The sequence below is a fragment of the Chitinophaga sp. YR573 genome, from assembly GCF_900110995.1.
In the GTDB taxonomy this organism is placed as follows: Bacteria; Bacteroidota; Bacteroidia; order Chitinophagales; family Chitinophagaceae; genus Chitinophaga.
Window position 1 is genome coordinate 1,115,095 of the sequence record NZ_FOJF01000001.1, and the last position, 16,994, is coordinate 1,132,088.

Genomic DNA, 16,994 nt, shown 5'->3' on the forward strand with positions numbered 1-16,994 from the left:
TTGATATACTTATATCTATACAGTTATCCGAAAGCCAATAGTTTGGAATAACTTTTGTGTGATTTTGGATCCTGACGCGAACTATTGCCAAATTGATTACGTTTACTTAATCACCATATCGATAATAATCAAGCTTAATATATTATATTTATTTTTTTATCATTTTTTTTCAACCTATGCTATTTGTCTGTGACCTGACATTTAGCCATATCGGAGAATGAGACACCAACATCACCTACGCCGCCACCTATTAACCGGGCATGCCATGTTATGCCTTCTTGGATTTTTGTTCTTTACAAGCACAAAAGCTCAAGCTCAGAATGTTACCGATTTTACAGCCGACAACTGGACCGGCTGTGGAACTGCTTATGTGCAGTTCATGAACAAATCTACTCCTACGGGAGGAACTGCCTCCTGGGACTTTGGAGACGGAGGGGCTAAATCCACGCTGTGGAATGCCACCCGCTCTTTTAGTAAACCCGGTGTGTACGTAGTAACCCTGACTGTTAAATTCCCTAATGGGCAAACAGGAACAGCCAGCCACACGGTTAATGTCTACAACAAGCCAACCGTAAAATTTACTACCACCCCTCTGGATGGATGTACTCCCCTGAATGTAACTTTTACGGACCAGTCGAGCGCAGGAGATGGTACCATTTCCAGCATCAACTGGGACTTTGGGGATGGTAACGGTGCTACAGGGCCAACGGCCTCGTACACCTACAACCAGGGTATGGATATAATAGCCAGCTCGATTGTCACCAACAGCTTCGGTTGTACAAACAGTGCTGATCAGGCAATAAAAGTGAAAGCTACCCCCCAGGTAGCTTTTACCAGTAATAACCAGGGAGGATGTAAAACTCCGGTGACCGTCAACTTCACCAACAATACTACGCTGAACACTACCACTTCTGTAGCTGTTACCTATGCATGGGATTTTGGAGATGGCAGTACCAGTGCGGATCAGAACCCTACCCACGTGTATACTACAACAGGGAAATTTACGGTTAAACTAACTGCTACTACAGCTGATGGATGTACACAAACACTCTCTCAGGCTGATTATATACAGATCGCTACCATGCAGGCAGATTTTACCATACAGGAGAAAATCTGTAGCGGCGCTAATCTGCATTTCACTAATACCACAAAACCAGATCCTTCTTCTGCGACCTGGACATTCCCTGATGGTGATGTACAAACTACCATCAATGCAGTAAAATCATTTCCTGCTGCCGGGGATTACGTGATTGTGATGAATGCTAATACAGTAGATGGTTGCCAGGCTACTGTTACAAGAACAATTCATGTTACCGATCCTCCAACAGCCAGTTTCACCATATTACCCGCAACTGCCTGTACCGTACCAGTGAATGCTACATTTAATCCTGTTACAACAGGAGCCACCGCATGGCAATGGGATTTTGCAGATGGAGGTACCTCTACTTTACAAAACCCTGCTCACAAATACACGGCAGAAGGTACATATCCTGTAGTGCTGGTAGCAACCAATGCAGCAGGATGTACTGCTACAGCAAGGGATACCATCACCATTCAGAAACCAATATTAACTATTACCGGCCCAACAGCTGGTTGTGTGCCATTGGATGCTACTTATACTCCTGTTATCGCAAGTGCAGATCCTGTTGTTAAATACGACTGGGATTTTGGAGATGGCGGAACTGCAACGACCAAAATACCTACACATACATTTACCACCCAGGGTAACTATACCGTAAAACTGACTATCACCACGCTGGGAGGATGTACACAAACTGCTACCCTGGCTGTGAGAGTAGGTGTGCCTGTAATTGTGGATTTTACCGTTGATAAAACCAGTGGATGTCAGCCTACTGTCTTCAACTTTACCAATAAATCAGTACCTGCCGGAGACGAATGGACCTGGCTGTTTGAAGAGAACAACGGCGCTGTGGGTGGCTCTGCACTGGAGAATCCACCGTATGTATTTGCTACTACCGGTAAACATGATGTAACACTGATTGTTACCAATAATGGGTGTACACAGCAACTCACAAAAACAGACTACATTGAAATCTTCCCGCCGGCAGCTAATTTTATTGTAATGGCGCCGGATTGTGCGAACATCTTACAACGTGTTTTCGTAGATCAATCTGATTTCGGCAGCAGCACCACTAAAAAATGGTTATGGGATTTTGGGGATGGCACTACTTCTACTTTGCAATCTCCTTCTCATACTTACGCAGCAGGTGGCGTGTACACAGTAGTATTAACCGCTGATAACGGAAGCTGTCAATCCAAATTCTCTACGACAGTAAATATTATTACAGATAAACCGGTGATCTATCCCAGCAAAACGGTGATCTGCCGTGGTGATACTATTAGCTTTGCCATGGACCCGGTACAGACTAACAACTTTAAAAGTTTTGTATGGAGCTGGGGAGATGGCAGTAGTACACCTGTAGCAGGTAATTCAAAAACAACAAATATTTATACTGTACCGGGTGTTTATACAGTAAACCTGACGCTCACAGATATTTATAATTGTCTGCATGTTTCAGATAATGCTACTATTACTGTGAATGGTTCTGTTGCGGGTTACACAATCAATCCAAGACAGTGTAAAGATGAGCCGATCTCCTTTACAGATATTTCTACTACCCGCGCCGGTAATACGATCGTTTCATGGGTATGGGATTTCGGAGATGGCAGTGCGCCGGTTACCATGACTACCACACCTGTGAACGTTACGCATACTTATAGTGTTATCAATGATTATCCTGTAAAACTGACGGTAACTGATAACACAGGATGTACTGATACTTATACTGATGTTGTTCATATTGCCAACATCGTAGCCGCCTTTGGCGCCAACGATTCTATCGCTTGTCTGAAAGCGCCATTCCAGTTTACGAATTCTTCTACAACAGATCCGCTGACTTACGCATGGACATTTGGCGATGGCGGAACAAGCACTGACAAAGAACCTTTACATACTTATAATACACCTGGAGTATACAGCATTACACTGGATATTGTGGGCAGCACCGGTTGTACTTCTCATGCAGAGATCAAGGATTTCCTGCGTGTACCTAACCCGATAGCTGACTTCTCAGTTCCTGCTGTAGCAGCAGATGTTTGTCCGCCGGTAAAAATCCAGCTGACCAACAACTCTACTGATTATGTACGTTCTGTATGGACATTCGGAGATGGTAGTACATCTACAGAAGATGATCCGTTGCATAACTATATAAGACCCGGTACTTTCCCGGTTAGCTTAACTGTTTATTCTGCCGGTGATTGCGCAAGTGATCCTGCCGGTCCGAAAAATATAACGATTGCGGGTCCTGATGGTACATTCAGCGTTACACCAGAAACAGGTTGCTGGCCACTGACGACTACCATGACAGCTGTATCTCCGAATACACAGACATATATCTGGGATTTTGGAGATGGATATTCCGTTACAACCACTACTCCTACTTCTCCTGCTTATACATATCCTCAGGAAGGTATTTACTTCCCGGTAGTATTACTGGAAGATAACAGGGGATGTAAAGTAGCAGCGGTAGGTAATCCTAAAATAGTAGCCGATAAGATTCAGGCAGACTTCAGTACAGATGTGAGCCAGGCATGTGATGGCGGTATTGTTTTATTCACAGACAAAACCACTGGTGTATCTGTGGATATGGGATCATCTCCTTCTTTTGCATGGGATTTTGGCATCCCCTCCCGTCCGGATAATCTGGGTACCGGCCCTACTCCCACTTTCGATTATCCAACACCAGGCACTTATACTGTAAAACTTACCAGCACCAGCGTGTATGGTTGTGTGGACGATACCACTATGGATATTGTGATAGAGCCTAAACCAGCGGCGGAGATAATAGCTGTTGATCCTATTTGTACAGGAACAACGGTACAACTCCAGGGACGTGATAACAAGAACCTGCCTGGTACCAAATGGGTATGGACGGTTGCAGGTAAAGATTATAATGTAACAACTCCTCCTCCTATTGTCTTTAATAATGCGGGTAGTCAACCGGTACAACTGGTGATTACAAGCGCCAGCGGAGTATGTAGCAGTACAGATAACAAAACGGTAGACGTATCAGCATTCCCGGCGCTGAAGCCCACACCTGCTACTGCCAATATCTGTTTAGGAACCGGGGTGCAATTGCTGGCTAATTCAGATGCTGATGCCACCATCACCTGGACAGACTATAAGATCTCAGATATACATAGTGCAAGTCCGACGGTGACTCCTGAAACAGATACTATTTATCATGTTACAGCGGTAAATGCTACTGGTTGTACAAGTAATGCAGATGTAACAATTAAAGTTTCACAGCCATTCACATTAACAGTAAGTGATGTGGAGATTTGTGAAGGAAAATCAGCACAGTTACAGGCATCGGGAGCTGCCCATTACAGCTGGTCTCCGGTAACGGGACTGAATGATGCCACAGCATCCAACCCGATTGCTAATCCTACAGTTACTACTACTTACCAGGTAACAGGTACCGGCAACGATAATTGTTTTACAGATACAAAGGATGTAGTGGTAACGGTGCGTACGTCACCGGTTGTTAATGCAGGAGAAGATGTGGAACTGCCGGTAGGATCTTCTATACAGATAGCAGCAACGGCTAGTGCTGATGTAACCAAATACGAATGGTTCCCACCAAGCTGGCTGAGTTGCATTGACTGCCTTACACCAACTGCGACTCCAAAACAAACCACTACTTACCGTTTAACAGCTACTAACCAGTATGGCTGTATTGCTTCGGATGAGATCAATATTAAGATGGTGTGCGAATCTGGTGTAGTATTCCTGCCGAATACATTCACACCTAACGGAGATGGACAAAACGACATTTTTTATATCAGGGGTAAGGGTATTAATACGGTGAAGTCTTTCAGAATTTATAACCGCTGGGGGCAGCTGATATTTGAAAGATCCAATTTCAATATAGAAGATCCGGCTTTCGGATGGGACGGAAAAGCCAAAGGGGTACTGGTAAATCCTGATGTATTTATTTATGTGGCAGAATTGGTTTGTGATACCAATGAGCCATTCACACTCAAAGGAAACGTAATGCTGTTGAGATAGCATTATCATTTAAACATTGCCGCCATGAGAATGATTTGTAGAAAACTGTTATTGGCACTTAGCATCTGCAGCGTAGAGCAATTAGCAGCACAGGATATTCACCTGTCGCAGTTTGATGCGACGCCTATTTTGCGCAACCCGGCACTGATAGGTATTTTTAACGGTGACTATCGCGTACAGGCCGTTTACCGGAATCAGTGGAACAGTGTGACGATCCCGTATCAGACGGGAGCATTGAGTGCGGAACTGAAATTCCCGGTGGGAAAGAGTGAAGATTTTGTGACCACAGGTATCCAGTTTACATACGACAGGGCAGGTACTGCCAAACTGCAATCGGTGCAGGTATTACCGGCTATTAACTATCATAAATCTCTTAGTCAGAACAGGAACATGTTCCTTTCCCTGGGTTTTACCGGGGGTGTTGTGCAGCGTCAGTTTGATGCTACCAAGTTAACGTTCAACAACCAGTACATGAACGGGCGTTATGATGGCACACTGGCAACCGGAGAGGAAGGCCGCCTGGCATTACGTGGGTATACTTACCTGGATGCAGGCGTAGGTATGAGTTTTAACAGTACGATTGGAGAAGATGTTAACTATTTCATAGGAGCAGCTCTTTATCATTTTAACAGACCTAAAGTATCTTTTTTCAAGGATAACAGTATTACAATGGACCGGAAGATCACTTTTAATGCGGGGATTACGATCCCGGTAGATGAAAGGGTAAAGGTCATCGGGCAGTATAACGAGTTGCATATGGGCAGTTATTCTGAGTACATTGGCGGTGCGCTGGTGGGTTACAGCCTGCTGAACCAGGGGCTGGAAAGTACTCATGCTATATATGGAGGAGTATTTATGCGCTGGAATGACGCGATCATACCTTCTTTTCGCATAGATATGGATACTTATGAATTAGGGTTGAGTTATGATGCCAATATCTCCAAACTCAAGACGGCGAGTCAGACTTTTGGCGGATTTGAGTTATCACTGGTATTCAAAGGTTTCCTGAACAGCCGGAACAGTACATTAGAAAGCGTACATTGTCCGCGATTTTAAACCTTTTACATAATTAACCATCTAAAAAAACAGATATGAGCGTAACAATTGGCAGTAAGGCACCGGCATTTTCGCTGGTAAATACAGAAAAACAGAAAGTTTCTCTGGAAGATTTTAAGGGACAGAACCTGGTGATCCTGTTTTTCCCGATGGCATTTACAAGTGTCTGCACCGCAGAACTTTGCAGCGTACGGGATAACATTTCAACGTATAATGGTTTAAATACGGCAGTAGTTGGTATTTCAGTAGATTCTCCATTTACCCTGGGTAAGTTTAAGGAAGATCAGAAGCTGAATTTCCCTTTATTGTCTGATTTTAACAAGGAAGCGTCCCAGGCTTATGGTGCTTTTTATGAAAATTTTGTTTTAGACCTGAAAGGAGTATCCAAAAGGGCTGCTTTTATCGTAGATAAAGAAGGGATTATCAGATATGCCCAGGTTTTGGAGAGCGCTGGCGATCAACCTGATTTTGAAGCTGTTAAGAATACCTTAGCTGGCTTATAATAAAACCAGGTTCAAAAGCGTTAAAATTTGTACAAAACTAGTGGCATGCCATTCTATTTGGCCTGCCATTTGTTATTTTTACTATAGATATTCAGAAAGAAAAATCCGTTATATTTGAAAAAATCTTTATCTTTATAATATGTGGAAAACCTTTACATTATTGCTAACATGCTTTATTTGTCTGATGACCTTCCAGGGGAAGGCACAGAGTAATAAACTCCCATTCACTGATGGTGGTAATAAAATCGTAAAGTTATATCCCAACCCTGCTACCAGCAGAATCAATTTTGAATTGCAACATGCTAATAACGACGAGATTTATGATCTTATTGTATTCAACTTTTTAGGAAAGCGGGTTGATCAGATAAAGAACGTGAGTTCACGTACTACAGTAGAACTGGATAATTATTATAGTGGTATATATATTTTTCAGCTACGTGACAGACAAGGTACTCTGATAGAGTCCGGCAAATTCAACGTGGTCAAGTAGTTTTATACTTCTTCTCTTAACATAACTAAACAGGGCGAATGATTATCATTCGCCCTGTTCTTTTTTACTGTACTTCTACTATTAAGAACTTCAGATAAGTGGTATTTTCAATATTCCACATGATAGGATGATCCTGGGCCTGGGTCTGGAAAGTGACCTGACGCAGTTTCTTTTTGGCATCTTTTGCCGCCATATCAATGATTTCCAGGAACATAGACGGTGGTACCAGGTTGGTACAGGAGGCTGTTACCAGGAACCCGCCCGGTTTCAGCAGCTTCATCCCTCTCAGGTTGATCTCTTTATAACCAGTGATGGCTTTATTGATGTTTTCCCTGCTTTTGGTAAAGGCTGGTGGATCGAGGATCACTACATCAAACTTCTTTTCTTCCTTTGTCCACTGTTTCAGTACGTCGAAGGCGTTTACTGCCTGGAATTTACAGATGTCATCCAGTTTATTCAGCTGGGCGTTGCGACGGGCAGTGTTTACAGCATGCTCGGAGATATCCAGCCCCATTACACTTTTAGCACCATAATAACCTGCGTGGCAGGAGAAAGTACCGGTGTAACAGAATGCTTCCAGCACGTCTGCTCCTTTTACTATATTTTTTATCTCACGGCGGTTATCCTGCTGATCCAGGAAATAGCCTGTTTTCTGGCCATTTTCTATATCTACATGAAATTGCAGGCCGTTTTCCTTGATGATAATGTTGGTATCAAACGGAGCAGTGAGGAAACCTTTCTGCTGAGGCATACCTTCCAGTTCCCGAACGGGTACATCGTTACGCTCATAGATCCCTTTTGGAGAGAAGATCTTTTGCAGGGCATCCACGATGGCGCCTTTCCAGCGGTCCATCCCTAATGCCAGGGTTTGTATAACGAAGTAATCATTGAATTTATCCACTACCAGGGCGGGCATTTCATCTGCTTCCCCGAATACCAGGCGGCAGTTTTCCACATAGCCCAGTTGCTGGCGGTATTTCCAGGCTTTCAGCAGGCGGCGGTAAAAGAACTGCTCATCGATGGTTTCGTCTTTATCCCGGGTAAGCAGGCGCACCAGGATCTGTGACTGTGGATTGATATATCCCCTGCCTACAAAGAAGCCCTGATGAGTAAAAACATCTACGATATCTCCTGCATTTACATCACCGTCAATCTGCCCTACTTCATTTCCAAAGATCCAGGGATGGCCCTGCAGCACGCGGTTTTGTATCTTTTTCTTTAAAAAAACTTTAGTCATTATCAATGTTTCGAGGCCGCAAAGGTAAGAAAAGCTCCTCTCTGTTCCTTAGATTTGTGTCAATTTGTCTTTAAAGGGTTGGTTGGCAGGCTAATTGACTATGTGACAACATTACATCATGATAGAAAACGATATTAATATGCAGACAAACGGACAGGACACCGAAAATGGTAAAGACATGCCGAATATAAATGCTGATGAGAACATGGCCGGCACCAATCACCTGAACGATGCCTTGGCTGATGAAAGTGCGCAGGAAAAAACACAACAGGAGCTTGATGAGATGAGGGATAAATATCTTCGCCTGATAGCAGAATTCGATAATTATAAGAAACGCACTGCCAAAGAACGTGTAGAATTAATGCAAACGGCCAATAAGGAAGTAATTGTTTCCTTACTGGACGTACTGGACGATAGCGAAAGAGCAACCAAACAACTGGAAACCGCCGCAGATCTCAATGCCGTAAAAGATGGTGTCATGCTGGTTTTCAATAAGTTAAAATCAACCCTGCAAAACAAAGGCCTTAAACCTATGGAAAGTTTGCACACAGACTTTAACCCTGACCTCCACGAAGCCATTACTGAAATACCTGCTCCTTCCAAGGACTTACAGGGCAAGGTAGTGGACGACATGCAGAAAGGTTATTATCTTAATGACAAATTGATCCGTCACGCAAGGGTGATAGTGGGGAAATAAGTGACTTTCTGACAGAAATGTTTTTCATTAACCACGCCGGCATTATTGCCGGCTTTAGTGTGATATATGTCTACCAAAAGAGATTATTACGAAATACTGGCCGTTGCCAAGACTGCATCCCAGGATGAAATTAAGAAGGCCTACCGTAAGGTAGCTATGCAATACCATCCCGACAGAAATCCTGATAATAAGGAAGCGGAAGAAAAATTCAAAGAGGCTGCTGAAGCCTATGAAGTTTTAAGTGATGCCGATAAACGGGCACAATATGACCGTTTCGGTCATGCTGGTGTGAACGGTAACCGCGGTGGCGGCGGATACGGTGGCGGTAACATGAACATGGATGATATCTTCTCGAACTTCGGAGACATCTTCGGGGATGATATTTTCGGTAGCTTCTTCGGTGGAAACCGCGGTGGCGGTGGTGGAGGCGGCAGACGTGCCAGGGGAACCCGTGGTTCCAACCTGCGTATCAAGATCCGTCTTACCTATGAGGAGATTGCAAAAGGTGCCAACAAGAAGATCAAAGTTAAAAAATATGTACCCTGTCAGCATTGTGGCGGACTGGGGGCTAAAGATAAAAACGCATTCCAGAATTGTGGTACATGCGGTGGTTCCGGCCAGGTAAGAAAGGTTACCCAGACTTTCCTCGGACAGATGCAGACCGTTACTACCTGCCCAACCTGTCATGGTGAAGGCCAGACCATTACCAGCAAGTGCGGACACTGTAAAGGTGAAGGCCGTATGTATGGTGAGGAAATGGTGAACATAGACATTCCGGCAGGGGTGCAGGAAGGCATGCAACTGAGCCTTAGTGGTAAAGGTAATGCTGGTGAAAGAGGCGGCGCTCCCGGAGATCTGCTTATTCTGATAGAAGAAGAGCCACATCCGGAGTTACAGCGTGACGGGCTGAATGTTGCCTATGACCTGTACATATCCTTCTCGGATGCGGTATTCGGTACGCAGGTGGAAGTGCCTACTATCGATGGCAAGGCGAAAATCAAGATCCCACCTGGAACACAGAGCGGCAAGATTTTCCGTCTAAAAGGAAAAGGGTTCCCTTCTGTTAACTCTTATGAGAAAGGTGATCAGTTGATACATGTGAATGTATGGACACCACAGCAGGTAAGTGCAGAAGAAAAGGCTTTCCTGGAGAAAGCGCAGTCTTCTGAGAACTTCAAGCCTAATCCCGAGAAGTCAGAGAAAGGATTCTTTGAGAAAGTAAGGGATATTTTCAGCTGATGATCTATTTACTGATTAATATATTAAACCGGCTCTTCTGAGAGTCGGTTTTTTTATATTTGATTTTTTGTGAGGGAGCTTCGCACCCTCACAAAAAATTGAAGAGGTTTTGCAGGGCTTCGCCCTGCACCCAAAAATCAAACACATGTTCGATCCTTCCAAACTACAAATGCTAGAGAACCGGCTGGTAAAGGTGTTTAAGCATCTCCGGAAAGCTGCCCGTCGTCAGAATATTACCTGTTACCGGGTGTATGATGATGATATCAATGAGTTTCCATTCAGTGTTGAGCTGTATGAAGATCATGTATATGTGGCGGAGTACCAGCGTCCGCATGGGATGGATGAAGATGCACATGAGGATTGGCTGGATAACAGCCTGCTGGTGATCTCTAAAGTGCTGGAAGTTGCGCCTGAGAAGATATGGGTGAAACAACGGCAGCGGAAGGCCAGCCGGCAGGACCAGTACGAAAAGCTGTCTTTTGAGAGTCATGAGATGGTAGCGCATGAGTCCGGGCTTTCTTTTAAAGTGAATCTTTCTGATTATTTAGATACCGGCTTATTTCTTGATCACCGTATTACAAGAGGAATGGTACGTGATGAAGCTGCCGGGAAAAAGGTGCTGAACCTCTTTTGTTATACAGGGTCTTTTTCTGTGTATGCAGCGGCTGGCGGAGCTTCACAGGTCGTATCTGTAGATCTTTCCAAAACCTATCTTGCCTGGGCGGAAGAGAATATGAAACTGAATGGGTTTGATGCCGGGAAACACCCTTTTGTACATGCTGATGTGTTACAGTATTTAGATACGTTACCTGAAGATGAGTTTGATCTGGTAGTACTGGACCCTCCTACTTTCTCCAATAGCAAACGAATGAAAGAGTTCCTGGATATTCAGCGGGACCATGTGAGTATCCTGAATAAAGTACTGCGTGCTACCAAACCAGGAGGAACGGTTTATTTCAGTAATAATTACAGGCGGTTCGCGCTGGAGGCTGATCAGGTGAATGCTGCTACTATTAAGGATATAACAGCACAAACAATGCCTTTTGATTTTCAGCAGAAGCTGATCAGGAAATGTTATAAGATTACTAAGTAATTAATCTTCCAGATGCCCTGATTTCTTCATCTCTTTTACCAGCTTCAGGAATTCTTTTCTATAGTCTCCGGGGTCATCTCCCAAAGATCTTTTAGCAATATCCTGCACCATTTTACTGTTGCCATTACCTTTGTAGGCAGACTTCCGCAGTAACATGCCCAACAGGGCTACAGCACTTGAAAAGCGGAAGTCGGAACTGGCATCTGTGAAAGAGATGAGCTTACCAGGGACTTCATAATTGACGGTATGTGATACCGTATCTACTTCTTTGTAGTGCAGGGTAATCTCCGCCAGCTGGCCTTCTGTAATAGTTTGGTCAGTACCTGCTTTTGGAACAATGTCCGTACCGGGCTGTGGTATGACCTCATAGATAGCTACAGCACAGTGACCAGGACCTATAATTCCTCCGCAGATCTTATCTCCGGATGTTGCTTCATCTTTTATTACTTTATTCTCATATCCTATCAGCCGGTAAGCTTTTACGCGGGTGGGGTTGAATGTTACATCTGCTCTTACATCCTTGGCGACTGTAAACAAAGTGCTGCCAAATTCCCTGGCGAAGATTTTACTGGCTTCTTCCAGGTTGTCTATATAGGCGAAGTTCCCGTTCCCTTTACTGGACAAAGTTTCCAGTTTTGAGTCTTTATAGTCTTTCATCCCAAAGCCAAGGCAGGTTAATAAGACACCGGTTTCCTTTTTTCCGAGGATTAGTTGCTCCATGTCCTGATCGCTGGTTTGCCCAACGTTAAAGTCGCCATCTGTGGCCATGATAACGCGGTTGTTACCGCCCTGTATGAAGTTCTCTCCTGCTATCTGGTAAGCCAGTTTAATCGCGGCTTCTCCGGCAGTGGCACCGCCAGCGCTGAGATAGTCAATGGCGTTCAGGATTTTTTCTTTCTGATTGCCGGGGGTGCTGGGCAGTACTACACCAGGCGTACCGGCGTAGGCAACAATTGCCACGTGGTCGTTTTTCCGCAGATTGTTGACCAGTATGCGGAAGGCAGCCTGTAAGAGTGGCAGCTTGTTAGGCGTACCCATGGAGCCGGAAGCATCTATGAGGAATACAAGGTTGCTGGGTGGAAGGCTGTCTATGTTTACAGCAGCGCTGCGTACTGCTATCTGTAGTAACTGGTGAGCTGGTTCCCAGGGGCAGCTGGCGTAGCTGCTGTAGATAGCCAGTTTTTCTCCGGGAGGCGGTAATGGGTAGTGGTACTGGAAATAGTTCACCATCTCTTCTATGCGCACGGCATCTACGGGGATGCGTTCTTTTAGTCTTACGAAACGGCGGATATTGCTGTAGGCAGCTCTGTCTACATCTACGGCGAAGGCGGAAGTAGTTTTGTTAGCTGTCTGGATAAACTTATTCTCGTAGAGGATACCATAAGTTTCATCGAAGAAAGCACGGATACCCATTCCTGAGTTACCGTAGTTGGGATTGGAGCTGTTGGAAGAACGTTCTCTTGCGATGGCTTTAGCTTTGGAGATGGGATCCTCTGTACCATCCTGTACGTCCATGTCTACGAGCATACGGTCATAACTTCCTACTGCCACCTGTTTGGGGCGATATTTATTGTGCCTGAATAACAATACAGCATCCCTGGAGGGTACCGGAATACGGAATAACCCGTATTGATTGGTTGTTACTTTAGCCGTGTCATTGATCACTTCGACAGTTACTCCTGGTAAGGGGTTGTGGGAGATACTATCTTCAACAGCACCGGTTATCCAGATTTTTTGTGCAATTGCAGGTACAAGGAATATTAAGCTGACGAGCAGCAAAAAAAGCCTTTGCATTCGTTATATCATATACGCGTTGTATAAATATAACAAAAAAAGATTAGTTATTTTTAATAAGTGGCGGAGAGTGAGGGGATTGGGTTTTGCAGGGCTTCGCCCTGCACCCAAAATCAAATTATTCCACCAATTGGTAAATCTCTGGTAAGTTACGTCCCAGGCCATCATAATCCAGGCCGTATCCCAGCAGGAATTTGTTAGGGACTGAGAAGCCCAGGTAATCGATGGGTATTTTGTATTGCAGTGCTTCAGGTTTGGTGAGCAGAGCTGCGATTACGAGCTTTTTAGGCTGCTGGTGTTCCAGCTGCGGTAAAAACTGGCTGAGTGTTTTACCGGTGTCTACGATATCTTCCAGTATCACTACTGTGCGGCCATAGAGGTCTTCGTCCAGACCTATAGAGGTCACTACGTTACCGGTGGATTTAGTGCCTTTGTAGGAAACTAGTTTGATGAAAGAGATCTCTGCTTCTATCGTGAGATATTTGAAAACATCTGCGGCGAACATGAAAGAGCCGTTCAGGATAGCGATGAATAATGGGCGTTCGCCCTGTAAGTCTTTGCTGATTTCAGCAGCTAATTCCCTGATACGCTGTTGCAGATCAACAGCGTTTATGTAAGGTTGAAATTTCTTGTCGTGTACCTGTATAACAGACATGTGATCTGGTTTACTGTTTTATATTCCTGTTAAAGCTGTTGTTACATTTTTCCTACTAAAAGGCGCTGCCCTATTTTGATATCGAAGGCTTCGATGTGGTTCCACTCCTGCAGCTGTGCGATACTTACATTGTATTGCTTCGCAATACCGTATAATGTTTCTTTAGGCTGTACTTCGTGGTAAACGGGGCCTGAACCGGTTTTTGCAGGAGCAGGGGTATTATTTACCACAGGTGGTTTTACAACAGGAGCTACCGGAGCCGGGTTGTTATTTACGACAGGAGCCGCAGGTGTTACCGGTGGTGCAGGTGCTGTATTGCCTCCCGCAGGCTTCACATCCGCTACTTTCTTCAGGTCATCCATCATACCCGCAGGCAGGTTATTCTGTGCAGGAGCAGGTGTTGCGGCCTGTTGTGCGGCTTGTTGCTGCGCGGCTGCCTGCTGGGCAGCTTCCATCTGATCTTTCACATCCTTTACGATCGCTTTGGGAGAAAGGTCTCCTACAGTAGGATCTTCTTTAGGCGCCTGTTTGGCAAGGCGTGGTGTACTGCTGGCATATCCGCCAAGGGCGAGTTTCTCACCGGCTGCAGGTTCCTGGCCTTCGTCCATCCTGTTGCGGCGACGCAGCCAGCGTAACTGGATACCTTCTGCCTGTGCAATATCGTACATCGTTTCACCCTGCTTTACGATATGATAATCATCTTTACCCTGTTTGCTCTTCTTCTGTAAGTAGATGAACATATCTTTCGGCAACGGGCTATCATCTGCTAAATCATTATACTTAACAAGGTTTCGGAGCTTTATATCTTTATCATTGGCTACCTGTATCAGTGCAGTACCAGCGGGCAGATACATGACCTTACGGCCATTGATTTCGAATACCCCTTTAGGAATATTGGCAGCAGTAGCAGAAGAAGAGGCAGATGGCGTTGCAGCAGTGGCCCTGCCAGGCTGATGATCGCGGTTCTCGGCATCTTTCTCTGCACGGCTATCTTCAAATGTACCGGCTTTGGTGACACCTTCTCCCTGTAATGTATATTTCTGTAAGTTATAATCTTCAATGATCTTGATCAGTTGCTGAGGGTAGGTTTTGCTGGTAGCATAACCGGCCTGTTTAAGGCCATAGGCCCAGGATTTATAATCCTCTGACTGGAACTGGAACAGGAATGCATAACGCGGATTGGCTTTCAGGAATACAGAGTGATCGCGATAAGATTCTGCCGCATTATTGTATTTACGGAAACATTCCTGACGGGCATCATCATCATAATTAACCGTAGCGCCCGTCCAGTTGTTCTTACATTTTATACCGAAGTGATTGTTGGAGTTCTGCACCAGCCAGCCATTGCCGGACTGTGTTTCCAGCACTCCCTGTGCCAGCGTAATGGAGGCCGGTATTCCGTTTGCCTTCATCTCATTAATAGCTACGTCCTTGTACATAGCTATATACTGCTCCGTACTCATGGTCTGAGCTTTCAGCAATGGCATGCAGCCAATAAGAAAACTAACCACTAAAAAGCATCTCTTTAGTCGCATGTATGTGAATTTAATGGGGATCAGCCAAGTTTTCTGATCATCAGGAGTCCGTCCCTGATCGTTAATAATAATTGTTCCGCTCTATCATCTGCGGCTACTTTTTCGCAGAAGCGGACCATTGCTTTGGCATTGTTACTCTGCTGTGAATTTTCCAGCAATGTTTCCCCGTGATACAATACATTATCTGCCAGTATAAATCCGCCAGGGCGTATTTTACTCCACACAAGATCATAATACTGTTCATAGCCTGCTTTATCAGCATCGATGAACACCAGGTCAAACACCTCATCCAGCTCAGTGATAATGCCTGCGGCTTTACCAATGTGCATTTTTATTTTGTGTGATAGTCCGGCTTCTTCGAAATAGCGCTGGCACATATCTTCCCGTTCTTCATTGATATCTATCGTATGCAGGACACCATTTTCTGTGAGGCCCTGCGCCAGGCAGATAGCAGAATACCCGGTGTATGTACCCAGCTCCAGGATACGTGATGGGCGCAGCATATGGCTTACCATGCTCAGGTACTGACCCTGCAGATGGCCGCTTAACATATGCGGTTGCTCTATCTTTAAATACGTTTCACGGTTCAAACGCTGTAGCAGCCCGCTTTCCGGACTGGTATACTTTTCCGCGTATGCTTCTACCGCAACTGGTATTAGTTCCATGGGCTAAATTTGTGCAAACCTACGAATATTCCTCAACGCATAACGCAGGTTTCATATTGCGCAGGTGAGTCATCAGAAATTAGGCCGTAACTTATTGGTGGTATAAAATACCCTGAAATATTCTACTACTTCATCCGCAGTATCGAACAGTTTTAACAGCCCAAGATCTTCGGGAGAGATGTTACTCTCTTTCTCCATCATAGTACTGCGAATCCAGTCCAGCAGCCCGCTCCAGTACTCCTTACCTACCAGTACCATGGGCGTTTCCGTCATCTTCTTGGTTTGTATCAGTGTGGCTACTTCAAAGAATTCATCCATTGTTCCAAACCCTCCGGGCATCATAATAAAGCCCTGGGAATATTTGGTGAACATTACTTTTCTTATGAAGAAATAGTCGAAGTTGAGGTTTTTGTCGTAGTCTACGTACCGGTTGGGGTATTGCTCGTGAGGCAGGGTGATGTTCACACCTACAGATTTCCCCTTTGCTTCCTGTGCGCCCCTGTTGGCCGCTTCCATTACTCCGGGGCCACCGCCGGTGATGATACCGAATCCCTCATCCGACAGTCTGCGGGCGATTTCCTGCGCCAGCTCGTAATACTTGTTTCCCTGTTTGGTACGTGCGGAACCGAATACCGATATGCAGGGTCCCATTTTGGCAAGGGCTTCAAAACCATCTACAAATTCTGCCATGATCTTAAAGATCTGCCAGCTTGAATGTGCTTTGGTCTCGGTCCAGTCTCTTTCCTTCAGATGCTTTAAACGATCATTCATTGCCGAAAGTTATTTGTTCGCTAAAATAATGAAAAGAAGCAGGTAACTCAAAAGAAACCTGCTTAACATTTAACACGTTATGAACATGCAACTGCCGTTGCCGGACAGCCGCATAATTTTAATCCATAGCATAACGTAACTTCAAAATATAGTTTTGAGAAATGTAA

At 44.8% G+C, this 16,994-nt stretch carries 13 protein-coding genes; 7 read left to right on the forward strand and 6 right to left on the reverse strand.

All coding sequences use genetic code 11. From position 1 onward, the window contains the following. Positions 1–265 precede the first annotated feature (265 nt). From BMW86_RS04690 to BMW86_RS04705, 4 genes are all read left to right on the forward strand, one after another. Positions 266–5,092 (forward strand): PKD domain-containing protein, encoded by a 4,827-nt coding sequence (locus BMW86_RS04690; protein ID WP_177189153.1) that lies wholly within the window; start codon positions 266–268, stop codon positions 5,090–5,092. Positions 5,093–5,116: 24 nt separating this feature from the next. After that, on the forward strand, positions 5,117–6,148 hold the full coding sequence (locus BMW86_RS04695; RefSeq protein WP_089779440.1) for a PorP/SprF family type IX secretion system membrane protein: 1,032 nt from the start codon (positions 5,117–5,119) through the stop codon (positions 6,146–6,148). 35 nt (positions 6,149–6,183) lie between these two features. After that, positions 6,184–6,651, forward strand: a complete 468-nt coding sequence (locus tag BMW86_RS04700; protein WP_089779442.1) for a redoxin domain-containing protein — start codon at positions 6,184–6,186, stop codon at positions 6,649–6,651. 139 nt (positions 6,652–6,790) lie between these two features. After that, positions 6,791–7,141 (forward strand): T9SS type A sorting domain-containing protein, encoded by a 351-nt coding sequence (locus tag BMW86_RS04705; protein ID WP_089779443.1) that lies wholly within the window; start codon positions 6,791–6,793, stop codon positions 7,139–7,141. A 64-nt stretch (positions 7,142–7,205) separates the two neighbouring features. Here the strand turns inward: BMW86_RS04705 and BMW86_RS04710 are convergent, their stop codons facing one another. Continuing rightward, positions 7,206–8,378, reverse strand: a complete 1,173-nt coding sequence (locus tag BMW86_RS04710; protein ID WP_089779445.1) for a class I SAM-dependent rRNA methyltransferase — start codon at positions 8,376–8,378, stop codon at positions 7,206–7,208. Between the two features lie 118 nt (positions 8,379–8,496). Here BMW86_RS04710 and BMW86_RS04715 point away from each other — a divergent pair, with 118 nt between their 5' ends. The 3 genes from BMW86_RS04715 (at position 8,497) to BMW86_RS04725 (ending at position 11,407) form a co-directional block, all read left to right on the forward strand. Continuing rightward, complete coding sequence (locus BMW86_RS04715; protein ID WP_255372846.1) at positions 8,497–9,075, forward strand: nucleotide exchange factor GrpE; 579 nt, start codon at positions 8,497–8,499, stop codon at positions 9,073–9,075. A 66-nt stretch (positions 9,076–9,141) separates the two neighbouring features. After that, a complete protein-coding gene (dnaJ, locus tag BMW86_RS04720; RefSeq protein ID WP_089779447.1) occupies positions 9,142–10,314 on the forward strand; it encodes a molecular chaperone DnaJ in 1,173 nt (390 codons plus the stop codon). A gap of 145 nt (positions 10,315–10,459) precedes the next feature. Then, positions 10,460–11,407 (forward strand): class I SAM-dependent methyltransferase, encoded by a 948-nt coding sequence (locus BMW86_RS04725; protein ID WP_089779449.1) that lies wholly within the window; start codon positions 10,460–10,462, stop codon positions 11,405–11,407. Here BMW86_RS04725 and BMW86_RS04730 read toward each other — a convergent pair whose 3' ends face one another. From BMW86_RS04730 to BMW86_RS04750, 5 genes are all read right to left on the reverse strand, one after another. Next, a complete protein-coding gene (locus BMW86_RS04730; RefSeq protein WP_089779451.1) occupies positions 11,408–13,201 on the reverse strand; it encodes a YfbK domain-containing protein in 1,794 nt (597 codons plus the stop codon). It lies immediately after the preceding gene. 118 nt (positions 13,202–13,319) lie between these two features. Further along, positions 13,320–13,856, reverse strand: a complete 537-nt coding sequence (gene hpt / locus BMW86_RS04735; RefSeq protein WP_089779453.1) for a hypoxanthine phosphoribosyltransferase — start codon at positions 13,854–13,856, stop codon at positions 13,320–13,322. Between the two features lie 41 nt (positions 13,857–13,897). Then, positions 13,898–15,391, reverse strand: coding sequence for a glucosaminidase domain-containing protein (locus tag BMW86_RS04740; protein WP_089779455.1), 1,494 nt, complete (start codon positions 15,389–15,391; stop codon positions 13,898–13,900). Between the two features lie 20 nt (positions 15,392–15,411). After that, the gene (locus tag BMW86_RS04745; protein ID WP_089779457.1) at positions 15,412–16,056 is read right to left on the reverse strand and encodes an O-methyltransferase; all 645 of its coding nucleotides are present in this window, start codon (positions 16,054–16,056) and stop codon (positions 15,412–15,414) included. Between the two features lie 72 nt (positions 16,057–16,128). After that, positions 16,129–16,827: an LOG family protein gene (locus BMW86_RS04750; protein WP_089779459.1), complete on the reverse strand. Its 699-nt coding sequence runs from the start codon at positions 16,825–16,827 to the stop codon at positions 16,129–16,131. Positions 16,828–16,994 lie beyond the last annotated feature (167 nt).